This is a genomic window from Pseudomonas gingeri (assembly GCF_013385425.1).
GTDB classification, from domain to species: Bacteria; Pseudomonadota; Gammaproteobacteria; order Pseudomonadales; family Pseudomonadaceae; genus Aquipseudomonas; species Aquipseudomonas gingeri_D.
In genome coordinates this window covers 148,191-161,712 of record NZ_JACAQA010000022.1, presented here as the reverse complement: position 1 = coordinate 161,712, position 13,522 = coordinate 148,191, and the positions used below count along the sequence as shown (strand labels likewise).

The following is a 13,522-nucleotide window of genomic DNA, read 5'->3' as shown; positions in this document are numbered from 1 at the left end:
TCAAGACAGTTGCTCCTACAGGAATCGCGCGTCCTAAATCCCGACCCCATCGACTCGTCTACAGAGTTCAAGGCGCTTTCCACTGCGCCCGTTTCTACAGACCTTTCACGAGTAACCCCCATGTCCCTCCCAGCCCCAAGTCTCGCCCGGGAAACCTTCAGGATCCTCAAGCCGTTCTGGCTGCTGGTCGTACTTTCGGCCGTATTGGGGATCGTCAGCGGCCTCAGCGTCACCGGCCTGCTGGCCACCGTCAACAACGCCATGAACGCCGCCGCCGGGCCCGACAGCCACACCGCCCTGCTGTTCGGCGGCCTGTGCCTGCTGACCCTGGCCTGCTCCACCCTGTCCAACCTGCTGACCAACTATGTCGGCCAACAAGTGGTCGCGCGCCTGCGCCGCGAACTGGCCGCCCAGGTGCTGGTGGCGCCCATCGAGCAACTCGAACGCTACCGCGCCCATCGCCTGATCCCCGTGCTGCTCGGCGATGTCAGCACCCTGAGCACCTTCGCCCTGTCGGTGGCGCCGATGGTGATCGCCTTTACCGTGACCCTGGGCTGCCTGTCCTACCTGGCGATGCTCTCCTGGCAGATCCTGCTGCTGACCGTGGTCACCGTGATCATCGGCTCCGGCGCCCAATGGCTCGCGCACCGCTACGGCATGCGCAGCATCCTCACCGCCCGCGACGGCGAAGACGAATTGCAGAAGCACTACCAGGCGATCTCGGCCGGGGCCAAGGAGCTGCGGATCCAGCGCAAGCGCCGCCAGCATATGCACGATGAACAGATCCACGGCACCACCGAGCGGATCTGCCGGGCCAACATCCGCGCGGCGAATATCTTCGTCAGCGCGGAAACCTTCGGCTCGATGCTGTTTTTCGCCGTGATCGGTATCGCCATCACCTTCCAGGCCCTCTGGCCCGGGACTGACCGCACCGTGCTGGGTGGCTTCGTGCTGGTCATGCTGTATATGAAAGGTCCGTTGGAACGCCTGATCAACACCCTGCCGATCATCAGCCGCGCGGAAATCGCCTTGCGCCGGATCGCCGAGCTGTCCTGGCAGTTCTCTTCGCCGGAACCGCACCTGCTGATCCAGGACCGCCAGGCCGCCCCGGCGCCGCTGCAGAGCATCGAACTGCATCAGTTGCGTTATGACTACCCCCAGGTGGAAGGCAGCCAGGCCTTCCACCTGGGGCCGGTGAACCTGACCATCAAACAGGGTGAAATCCTCTTTATCGTCGGCGAGAACGGTTGCGGCAAGACCACCCTGATCAAACTGCTGCTGGGGCTGTACAGCCCGCAACAGGGCGAGGTGCGCCTCAACGGCCAGGCGGTGACCGCCGAGGGCCTGGATGATTACCGGCAGTTGTTCACCACCATCTTTGCCGACTACTACCTGTTCGACGAAGTGCTCCAGGGCGACGACCTGCTACCCCCGGAATCGATCAAGTACCTGGAACGCCTGGACATCGCCCACAAGGTCAGCATCCGCGACGGCCGCTTCACCACCACCGACCTGTCCACCGGCCAGCGCAAGCGCCTGGCGCTGATCAATGCCTGGCTCGACCAGCGTCCGGTACTGGTGTTCGACGAATGGGCCGCCGACCAGGACCCGGCCTTCCGCCGGGTGTTCTACACCGAACTGCTGCCCGAGCTGCGCCAGCAGGGCAAGACGATCATCGTGATTTCCCACGACGACCGCTACTTCCCGGTGGCCGACCAGTTGGTGCGGATGCAGGCCGGACAGATCAAGGTCGAGCGCCGCGAGGAACAGCCCGCGTTCGCTGAAAATGCCTTCTCGTAACACCCACACCCCGTGTAGGAGCCGGCTTGCTGGCGATGGCAGACCTTGAGAGCGCTGTAAGGCTTGAGGGCCAATCGCCCGCAATCCGGCTCCTGCAAAAAAAGACCGCAGCGCCCTCCCGTCGCAACTTTTTTCACTTTTCTTTTCCGTCTTTGTCGGCCTCGTACGTCTTTATTTCAAATGCAAAAAATTCTCACTCGCTTTTCCAGCAATTTTGACAAGAGCAGACACAATGCCAAAACAACACCGCCTCACACCCTTGAGCAAAGCGTTGCTGGTTCGCCAGCTGTTCTGCTCGCCACCTTCGCTGGCCGTCATGGGGATGGCGCTGGCACTGCCCCTGGCGGCACAGGTCCAGGCCCAGGAGTTCGAATTCAACATCGGCGCCCAACCGTTGGGCAGCGCCCTGCAGGAACTGGGGCGCCAGGGCAATATCCAGATCCTGTACAACCCGGAGCGGGTCCAGGGTCTTCACGGTGCGCCGGTCAAAGGCGTGTTCACGCCCGGCCAGGCCGCCAGTGAGTTGCTGAAGAACACCGGCGTCGACTACAACCTGCAGGGCGACACCCTGACCCTGAGCGATACCGCCGCCAAGGGCTCGGGCCTGACCCTGGCCGCCACCAACATCAGCGGCCAGGCCCTGGGCAGCAACACCGACGGCACCGGCTCCTACACCACCGGCGCGGTAACCATCGGCAAGACCGCCCAGACCCTGCGCGAAACCCCACAGTCGGTCACCGTGGTGACCCGCCAGCAGATGGACGACAAGAACCTCACTTCCCTTGAACAGGTGATGGACCAGGCCACCGGCATTACCTTGCAGAGCCGTAACTTCGGTGACAACCAGTACAACTCCCGGGGTTTTGAGCTGGGGGCCGACGCCTACATGATCGACGGCGTGCCCGGCCTGACCTACAGCCCTACCGGCTGGATCACCCCGGACACCGCGGTGTTTGACCGAGTGGAAATCCTCCGTGGCGCAGCCGGCCTGCTGGTGGGCAACGGTAACCCCGGCGGCGCGGTGAACCTGGTGCGCAAGCGGCCGAGTGCCGACCCGCACTACTCCATCACCACCCGCATCGGCTCCAACGACTTCTATCGCATGGACCTGGACGCCACCGGGCGCCTCAACGACTCGGGCTCGGTACGCGGGCGCATGGTGGTCGCCAACGAGAACCGGCACTACTTTTATGACTCAGCCAGTAGCCGCAAGCCGGTGTTCTATGGCATCGTCGAGGCCGACCTGAACGACGACACCACCCTGTCCGTAGGCCTGCGTAACCAGACCAGCGTGACCAATGGCTACTCGATCTTCGGTTTGCCACGCTACAGCAATGGCCTGCCTCTGGGGATATCCCGCGCTACGTCGCTGTCCCAGAACTGGAACCGTCATGAAAACCAGCAGACCGAAGTCTTCGCCGAGCTGGAACACCGCTTCAACGACGACTGGAAGAGCAAGACCTCGGTTACCCGCAGCCAGGGAGCCTACGATCAACAGGTAGCCCTGCCACGCGGCAGCATCGATCCGGTCACAGGCACAGGATCAAAGCTGTATGACGCGCTGTTCCGCCAGGACTCGGTGGTCAGCACGGGGCTGGACAGCAACCTCTCCGGTAACTTCAATGCCTTTGGCCTGGAGCACTCGGTGATGGTGGGGGCCAATTGGTCGGACCAAAAGCTGCGCAGCAAGGAAACCAACATAGACCTGAACACCCCTATCAATGTGTTCGACCCCGACCACAACGCTGTTGCCGAGCCCCTGCGCACCGCCTGGGACAAGATCACCGACGACGATACCCGTCGCTACGGCGTCTACGGCAATACCCGCCTGCATCTGACCGAAGATCTAAGCCTGGTGCTGGGTGGGCGACTATCCTGGTACCAGTACCAGACCAAGAACGCGTATACCGGCAGCAAGCAATCGAACCGCCAGGACCATCAGTTCACACCCTTTGCCGGCCTGATCTACGACTTCAACAATCAGTGGTCGTGGTATGCCAGCTACGCGGATATTTTCCTGCCACAAAGCCAGTATCAAACCTCCAGCGGCAAGCTGCTGGACCCGGCCATCGGTACCAACTACGAAACCGGCATCAAGGGCGAACTGTACGACGGACGCCTGAACGTCTCGGCGGCAGTGTTCTATATCAAGCAGAAAAACGTCGCGACAGTGGATCCGGATGAAAACGCTTTCTGTTCGAATGACCCGAGTGGCTACTGCTACCTCGGCGGTTCAATCCAACGCAGCAAGGGTTACGAACTGGAGGCCAGCGGGGAAGTGCTGCCGGGCTGGCAGGTGGCTGGCGGTTATACCTTCAACGTCACCAATACGAGCACTGGTGGCCCGACCGACTACCAGACGCCCAAGCACATGCTGCGGGCCTCGACCACTTACAACCTGCAAGGCGACTGGAGCCACCTGACCGTGGGCGGCGGGGTCTCGGCACAGAGCGGCTACTCAACGAATGATTTTGGTCCGAACATATCCAACAGCGGACGTGCGGTGTGGGATGCGCTGGCCTCGTACAAGATCGACAAGAACTGGAAGGTCGGGCTGGACGTGAAGAACGTCTTCGACAAGGCCTACTACAAGTCCCTGGGTGAGCTACGTCGTGGCAACTACTACGGCGATCCACGCACCTATATGTTGACCGTCCGCGCGGACTTCTGATCCTCGAAGCAACCTGGTGGGTAAACCCACCAGGCGTGCATAAAAAAGCCAAGGGCCCATACCCTTGGCTTTTTTAATGGCTGCAGAAATATCTGTCGACCCCCATCGGGAACACAACACCAACCTGTAGGAGCCGGCTTGCTGGCGATGCGATCGGGTAGTCGACATCGTTGTCGACTGATACACCGCTATCGCCAGCAAGCCGGCTCCTACAGGTAATCGTGTTGCCCCGAATACCGGGGCCTGGGTCAATACCGTCGCTACAAAGATCGTGCACTGACTTATTCGGCAGCCAGGCACTCCAGCACTGCATTCAACAACGCCGGACTGAGGATGACGCTGTCATGAGTCTCCTCCAGCACCCGCGACCCCGCCAGGCCATTGACCGAACATTCACGCAGCAACCGCGCCTCGGCCTCATGTATCCGCGCGGCACTGCGGCTCCCTGTCGCCCACCAGCAATCGACCTTCACCGCCAGCGGTTTCAGGCTGAAGGCCTCGCTCAACACTGCATTGGCATGCAGCAGGCGATACCCGGTCTCGATCTCGTCCTGCAACGCGATATCGCGGTGGATCTCGCGCAATCGCTCGACACTCACCCCGCCTACCTCGGCCACCTGCTCGATCACCCACTCGACCACTGCTTGTTCATCACTCAAGCTGGCACGCGCCTGTTCCAGGAAACCCAGCACCGTCGCTTCATCGACCCCAGGCACAAAAGCCAGCAGGCTGCTCAACAGCGGGCCATACAACCCCGGTGCATCGACGTGCGCATCAGCTTGCACTTCAGACTCGGCGGTGTGCTCCTCGCCCCCCTGGGGCATCAGCGAATCCACCAGCCCGACAAAACCCACCCGCTCACCCGCCTGCTCAAGACGATGGGCCACCTCGACGGCCAACGCCCCACCCAATGACCAGCCCAGCAGGTTGTAAGGCCCGTGCGGCTGGGTGGCGCGGATCTGCTCCAGGTAGTAGGCCACCATGCCATCCCAGGACTCATCGAACCAGCCCGGCACCACATAACTCCTGTTCACCAGCCCATAGACCCGGCGCTGATTGCCCAGGGTCCCGGCCAACGGATAGTAGGCGTAGGCCCCACCACCACCGGGCGGCAGGCAGAACAGCGGACTCCGGTCATTGCGGCAGGCGTTCATGGCAATCACCGGCGACTTGACCCGCGCCTCCCCTTCCAGCAGAAAATCCGCCAGCGCCTCCAGGTTCGGCAGCAACAGGAAATCATGCAACTTGATCGTCACATCAAACGCCTCACGCAGGCGTCCGACCAGGGCGATCACCAGCAGCGAGTGACCGCCACGCTCGAAGAAGTTGTCATCCAGCCCGACCCGCTCGACCTCCAGCACCTGCGCCCAGATAGCCGCCAGGCGCTGCTCCAGTTCGGTACGCGGGGCGCGGTAAACCGGCCCCGAGGCATTCATATCCGGTGCCGGCAACGCCCGGCGATCCAGCTTGCCGTTCGGGCTCAGCGGCATGCCTTCCAGCAGCACCAGATGGGCCGGCACCATATGCTCCGGCAATTGCGCCTTGAGATGGGCCTTGAGCGCGTCACACAACGGGCCTTGCGCCACAGCTCCGGCATCAACCAGATCGCGCTCGACCGGCACCAGGTACGCCACCAACTGCTTGCCCAGCGGCCCGTCGATATCGATGACGTTGGCCTCGCGTACACCCGGATGCTCCTGCAACCGGGCCTCGATCTCACCCAGCTCCACGCGCAAACCACGAATCTTGATCTGATGATCGAGACGCCCGGCGTACTCGATCACCCCCTCGTCACGATAACGGGCCAGGTCGCCGGTGCGATACAAACGGCCACCGTGCTCATCGAACGGGTCCGGGACAAAGCGCTCGGCGGTCAGCGCCGGACGTCGGTGATAACCACGGGCCAGACCGACGCCACCTAGGTACAACTCACCGGCGGCACTGAACGCGGCCGGCAGCAGGCCGTTGTCCAGCACATGGCCCTTGAGGTTGTCGATCGGTCGGCCAATCGGCACGCTCAGCTTGTCATCCGCCGTGCAGGTCCAGTGGGTCACGTCGATGGCGGCTTCGGTCGGGCCATAGAGGTTGTACAACGCCGCCTGGGGCAGACGCTTCAGCACCTCCTGGGACAACTCGGCCGGCAGCGCCTCGCCACTGCACACCAGGCGTCGAATGCCACGGCAGCGCCGCACATCAACCCCGGCCATGAATACCTGCAACATCGACGGCACGAAATGCAGGGTACTGACCTGATAACGCTCGATGCTCTCCATCAGTTGCTGCGGATCGCGATGCTCACCCGGCCTGGCGATGGCCAGGCGGGCGCCGGTCAGCAACGGCCAGAAAAACTCCCAGACCGACACATCGAAGCTGAACGGGGTCTTTTGCAGGACCGTGTCGTGGGCCTTCAGGTCATAGGCCTTCTGCATCCAGGCCAGACGGTTGTGCAGCGCCCGATGACTGTTGCCGGCGCCCTTCGGCCGTCCGGTGGAACCCGAGGTGTAGATCACATAGGCCAGATGGTCCGGCAAGGTCAGGTTGCGCGGATTTTCCTCGCTGGCGGTAAACGACTCGGGAACATCCAGGCACAGGCTGCGCACATGGGCCGGGATCGGCAGGGTCTCAAGCAGATGGCGCTGGGTCAGCAGCAGGTCGATGCCGCTGTCCTCGCTCATGTAGGCCAGGCGTTCGCGAGGATATTCAGGGTCCAGGGGCACATAGGCGCCACCGGCCTTGAGGATCGCCAGCAGGCCGATGACCATCTCCAGGCTGCGCTCGGCGGCGATACCCACCAGCACATCCGGTCCAACCCCTTGCTCGCGCAAGCGATGGGCCAGTTGATTGGCCCGGGCATTGAGCTGGCGATAACTCAAGGCTTGTCCGTCGAACACCAGCGCCGACGCCTCCGGCGAGCGTTGTACCTGGGCCTCGATCAGGCTGTGCAGGCACCAGGGTCCCGGATAGTCGGCATGGGTCTGGTTCCACTCCAGCAGCGTCTGCCGCGCCTCGGCGCCAGCGAGCATCGGCAGTTCGCCCAGGCATTGCCCGGCCGAATCGGCCAGGGCCAGCAGCAGGTGCTCGAAATGCCCGGCCAACTGCACCACCGCCGCGTCCGAAAGCTGCTGCCGGGCGTAACGGTAGTCCACCGACATGACCTCGCCCACCTCCACCACCAGAGTCAGCGGATAGTGCGTCTGCTCCCGGCTCTGCAAGCCACTGAAGGACAGTCCGTTGTCAGCGCCCTGCGCCAGGACCTGCGAGGTCGGGTAGTTCTCGAACACCAGCAAGGTGTCGAACAGTGCTTCGCCACTCCAGCCGGCCCAGCGTTGAATGTCATAGAGCGGGGTGTGTTCGTGCTCGCGCAAGGCCAGGTTGCGCGCCTGCACCTGCTGCACCCAGTCGCCGACCTGTAGCTCCGGCCCCGGGCTGCCCAGCACCGGCAAGGTATTGATAAACAGGCCCAGTTGTTCCTCGACGCCGGGCAGGTCCGCCGGACGCCCGGACACCGTGGCGCCGAAAGTGACACTGCGCTGGCCGGTGTAGCGTTGCAGCAGCAACAGCCAGGCCGCCTGCACCAAGGTGTTGAGAGTCACCCGCTGCTCACGGGCGAACTCGCCCAGGTGCAGGGTCCGCGCCGCGTCGAGGGTCTGGCGATATTCGCCATAACCCCGGGCGTCGGCCGTGCCACCGGCCTTGAACGCCTGCACCAGGCGGGTCGGTTCGACGAAGGCGGCCATCTGCTCGGTCCAGAAACGCTGATCGGCGCCGCTGTCCTGGCATTGCAGCCACTGGATGTAATCCCGCAGGCGACTGCCGGGTGGCGTCACCACCTGTCCGTTGTAATGTTCCAGCACCTCGCCCAACAGCCGCGCACTGCTCCAGCCGTCCAGCAGGATATGGTGATTGGTGTAGATCAGATGGTGACGCTGTTCGGCGGTGCGCAATACCGTCAGGCGCAACAGCGGGTCGCAGGCCAGGTCGAAGCCGCGTTGCAGATCCGCTTCGGCCAACTCGGCCAACAACGCGTCAAGGCCGTCGCGGCCACGCAGATCCTGCTCGACAAACGCCAGGGCCTCGGTTTTGCGAATCACCTGCACCGGTTGTCCGCTGCCTTCGGCAAAGCGCGCCCGCAGCGCCTCGTGACGGTCGATGGCGGCCTGCCAGGCGGCGCGGAAACGCGGCACATCGAGCCCCGTCACATCGACCCGCATCTGGTTCAGATAGTTGCCCGAGGCCGGTGCCGACAGGCTGTGGAACAGCATGCCTTGCTGCATCGGCGACAGCGGGTAGATATCCTCGATATCCCGCGCCGCCACCGGCAGGCGATCCAGTTGGGCCTGGTTCAGGCCCGCCAGCGGGAAGTCCGACGGGGTCACGCCGTGGTGCCCGTCGTGGACGCAGTAAGCGATCACCTCGGCCAACGCCAGCTCGTACGCCGCCGCCAGGCCCTCGATGGTTTCGCCGCGATAGACCTCGCCACTGAAACTCCAGTCCAGTTGCAACTGGCCGTCGTAGACCTGGCCATTGAGGCTCAGCCAGTTACCCAGTGGCGCGTCTTCACTCTGGCTCGCACCGCTGTCATCGGCGCTCGGGATCAACAACGCGCGCTCGCCAGAAGCAGCGTCGGTATCGAACTGCCCCAGGTAGTTGAAGGTCACCCGGGCCTCGGGCAATGCCTGCAAGGCCGCGACGGTCTCGGCATCGCCTAGGTAACGCAGGATGCCGTAGCCGATGCCCTTGTTCGGCACCGCGCGCAATTGTTCCTTGATGCTGCGGATACTCGCACCCGGCTCGCCCTCGGGCGTGAGCCTGAGCGGAAACAGACTGCTGAACCAACCCACGGTGCGGCTCAGGTCGAGGTCCTCGAACAGGTCCTCACGACCGTGGCCTTCCAGCTGGATCAGCGCCGAGGCCTGCCCGCTCCAGGTGCACAGCACCTGGGCCAGGGCGGTCAGCAGCAGGTCGTTGACCTGGGTGCGATAGGCCGCCGGGGCCACTTTCAAGAGTTGTTGGGTGAGGTCTTTGCTCAGGCTCGAACGGGCATAGCGGACCTGGCGCCGGGTATTGGCCCCCAGCGGATTATCCCGGGGCAACTCGCCTTCCATGTGCCCGAGACTCTGCAACCAGTAGTCGCGTTCGGCCTTGAGCAGCGGGCCATGGGCATAACCTTGCAGGTGCTCGGCCCAGGCCTTGAGTGAACTGCTGCGCGGTGCCAGGACCGGCGAGCGGCCCGCCGCCAAAGCGGTGTAAGCCTGTTGCAGGTCTTCAAACAGCACACGCCAGGACACCCCGTCCACCGCCAGGTGGTGAATCACCAGCAGCAAACGCTGTTGCCCTTGCGGCAGGTTGACCAGCAGTGCACGCAGCAACGGCCCCTGTTTCAAATCGAGGCTGCGCTGGGCTTCGTCGGCCAGCTCGGTCAGCCGTGCCGGATCGTCGAGTTCGTGCACCCACAACGGATCAATCGCGGGGCCCGCGCGGAAGCTCGCCTGCCAGACGCCGTCCCTCAGCTCGAAGCTCAGGCGCAGGGCCTCGTGCCGTTCGATAAGCATGTGCAGGGCATTACGCAGATGCGCCGGGTCCAGGGTTGTCGACGGTTCCAGCATCAGCGCCTGGTTCCAGTGCTGACGCTGGGGGATTTCCAGCTCGAAAAAGCGCGCCTGGATCGGCAACAGCGGCAGGTTGCCCCGCACCGTCTCGACCACCTCGGCCTTCTTCTCGATCAGCCGGGCCACCGTCGCCAGTTGGCCGATGGTCTGCTTCTCGAACAACTGCCGGGGGCTCAACCTGATGCCCTGGCGCTTGGCCCGGGCGATGATCTGCAGACTGAGGATCGAGTCGCCGCCCAGTTCGAAGAAGTTATCGCTGCTGCCGACCCGCTCCAGCTTGAGCACATCGGCCCAGACCGCCGCGAGTTTCTCTTCGATCTCGCCGACCGGCGCGGTGTAACGCTTGCCGGCGACGCCCGGTTTCGGCAGTGCGCGCTTGTCGAGCTTGCCGTTGGCGGTCAGCGGCAGGCGTCCGAGGGCGACGATATGCGCCGGCACCAGATACTCCGGCAGTTCGGCCAGCAAGGATTGGCGCAAGGTCTCGACCGCCAGTTCGGTGCCGGAGACAGGCACACAATAGGCGACCAGTTGCAGGCGCGAGGCATCGCTGTCCAGCGGCAAGGCCAGGACCACCGCCTCACGCACACCGTCCAGGCCTTGCAGCACCTGCGCGACTTCGCCGGGCTCGACCCGGTAGCCACGAATCTTCACCTGGTCGTCGGCCCGACCGAGGTATTCCACCCGGCCGTCAATCATCCGCGCCCGGTCACCGGCACGGTACAGACGTTCGCCGTGCCGGGACTCGGGATCGGGCACAAAACGTTCGGCGGTCATGGCCGCCCGTCCCAGATATCCCTGGGCCAGACCGGCGCCACCGAGGTACAGCTCGCCGGCGACACGTTCCGCCACCGGGTTGAGCCAGGCGTCCAGCACCCGCGCCTGGTCGTTGGCCAGGGGCCGACCCACCGGCACCGTGCGGCAACCCGCCAGGCGCTCGCGGACTTCGTGGGTCAGGATGCCCACGGTGGTTTCCGTCGGCCCGTAGTGATTGACGATACGGCACTCCGGCGCCAGGTGCCGGATCTGCTCGATCAGCGCCCAGGGGCTGGCTTCGCCACCGAGGACCAGCAATTGCCGGGGCAGCACGTCCGCCGGCCGCGCGGCCTGCAACAGGCCCTGCAAATGGCTCGGGACGATTTTCAGCACATCAACCTGGTGCTCGGCCATATAGGCCGCGAATCCGTCGGGATCGAAGGCGTGTTCGGCGGCCATCAGGTGCAGTGGGCGACCGGACGCCAGGGCACCGAACAGCTGGGTATGACCGAGGTCGGCGGCAATGGTCGAGACCAGCGCCATGCTCGTCCCGGGCGCCAGCTCCAGGCGTTGCAACAACGCCTGCACATAGTTCGCCAAAGCCTGATGGCTGATCAGCACACCCTTGGGCTGCCCGGTGGAACCGGAGGTGTAGATGATATAGGCCGGCTGTTCCGGCAGGACTCGGATCGCCAGGGATTCGGCGCTGCAATCGGCCCATTGTCCGGGGTCATGGGCCAGCACCGGGCAAACACCCAGGCCGGCGGACTTGTTATCGCCCGGCGCATGCATCAGCAGCGTGGTGGCACTGTCCTTGAGCAGTTGCTGCAAACGTTCGCTCGGCTGCGCCGTATCCAGGGGCAGGTAGACCGCGCCGGTTTTCAGCACGGCAAGCAGCCCGATCACCCACTCGAAGGAACGCTCCTGGCACAGGGCGATCACATCACCGCGACCGATGCCCTGGGCGTGCAGGTAGTGCGCCAGCCGGTTGGAACGGCGCTCCAGTTCGTCGTAGTCGATCGATTGACCGGCAGCGTGTAACGCGGGCTGGCCACGCCCGATCTGCCGACCCTGTTCCCAGAGTGCGAGAAAATCGGTAAAGGGCCATGGCGCGGCCTGGTGCTCGATGGGCTGGGCAGCGCTAACGGGTTGTTCCAGCAACGGTTGTTCAACGGTGCGCACCAATTGCTCCAGTACCTGACGCCAGGACGCGGCCATGCGCTCGATGGTCGCGGCCTCGAACAGGTCCGTGGCATAGGTGAAGCTGGCCTCGACGCCCTGTGGAGTGTCGGTGAAATCCAGGGCCAGGTCGAAACGGGCGTCGGCGACATTGATGGCGAAGGCTTCGACGCTCAGGTCCTGGGCCTTGTCTCCAGCGCTGGCAGCAGCCAGCACGTTCTGGTTGATCTTGACCTGGAACAGCGGGTTATGACCGAGGCGGCGCTCCGGGGCCAGGGCTTCCACCAGTTGCTCGAAAGGCAGCTCCTGATGGGACTGGGCGCCGGTCACCACCTGTTTCACCTGTTCCAGCAGTTGCTGGAAGCTGGCGCGTTCGTCCACCTGTACCCGCAGGACCTGGGTGTTGATAAAGAAGCCGATCAGCCCTTCCAGCTCCTCGCGGCTGCGTCCGGCATTCGGCGCGCCGATGCGGATATCGGCCTGGCCGCTGTAGCGCGAAAGCACCACGGCCAGCGCCGCCAGGCTGAGCATGAAGAGGGTCTGGCCGTTCTGCCGGGCCAGGCTCTTGAGTTGTGCCGAGAGGGCCGGCGTCAGGTCGCTGTGGACGATAGCGCCGCGGTAACTCGGTTGCGCCGGACGCTCGTGGTCCAGTGGCAGTTCCAGCAGCGGATGTTCGTCGCCCAGTTGTTCTTTCCAATAAGCCAGTTGGCGCTCGCCCTCGCCGGCTTCGAGCCAGGCCCGTTGCCAGATGGCGAAGTCGGCGTACTGGATCGGCAGCTCCGGCAAGGCCAGACGCGGTCCCTGTAGGAGCTGGCTTGCCGGCGATTGCGATGTTGTATTCACCGCCGTCATCGCCAGCAAGTCGGCTCCTACAGGGTTAGCGGCGCTTTCGAGTTCGCCGAGGTAGAAACGGATGAATTCACGAACCAACACCTCTCCCGACCAACCGTCGGAGATGATGTGGTGCATGCACAGGGTCAGCACGTGTTCGGCTTCGCCCAGGCGGAATAGCCTGACCCGCAGCAACGGCCCTTCCAGCAAGTCGAACGGCGCGCTCAGTTCGGCGGCGACCAACCCCTTGAGGTGCTCCTCGGCACTGTCGGCGACAGTCCCCGAGACGTCAACCCGCACCAGGCTCACCACGGACTGCTCAAGAATCTCCTGATGAAACGCGCCCTCATCCGAGACAAACCGCGTGCGCAGGCTTTCATGCCGCCGCACCAGCCGTTCCAGGGCCCGTCCCAGCGCCGCCTCATCCAGCCCGCCGCTCAAGCGCACGGCCATCGGCACGTTATAGGCGCTGTTGCCCGGCTCCAGTTGCCAGAGAATCAGCATCTGCTGCTGGGCATGGGACAGCGGAATGCGCGGGACCTCGTGACGGGTGACGGCGATCGGCAGCAGCCTGAAGCTCTGCCCGGTGGCCTGCATCTTTTCCAGGATCTGGCGACGCTGGTCCAGGGGCAAGCCGACGAAGCGCCGGGCAATCCGTTGTGCCGTGGTGGTATCCATC

Annotated in this window: 3 protein-coding genes; 2 read left to right on the top strand and 1 reads right to left on the bottom strand. The window is 64.0% G+C overall.

From position 1 onward, the window contains the following. The first annotated feature begins 120 nt into the window (after positions 1–120). Together HX830_RS24335 and HX830_RS24330 are read left to right on the top strand one after the other, a co-directional pair. Positions 121–1,800, top strand: a complete 1,680-nt coding sequence (locus HX830_RS24335; protein WP_177103106.1) for a cyclic peptide export ABC transporter — start codon at positions 121–123, stop codon at positions 1,798–1,800. A 232-nt stretch (positions 1,801–2,032) separates the two neighbouring features. Continuing rightward, positions 2,033–4,471 (top strand): TonB-dependent siderophore receptor, encoded by a 2,439-nt coding sequence (locus HX830_RS24330; RefSeq protein ID WP_177103104.1) that lies wholly within the window; start codon positions 2,033–2,035, stop codon positions 4,469–4,471. Between the two features lie 281 nt (positions 4,472–4,752). On the opposite strand, the gene HX830_RS24325 is transcribed toward HX830_RS24330, so the two are convergent. After that, positions 4,753–13,521 carry an amino acid adenylation domain-containing protein gene (locus tag HX830_RS24325; protein ID WP_177103102.1) on the bottom strand — a complete coding sequence of 2,923 codons (8,769 nt, stop codon included), beginning with the start codon at positions 13,519–13,521 and terminating at the stop codon, positions 4,753–4,755. Between the last annotated feature and the right edge of the window lies 1 nt (position 13,522).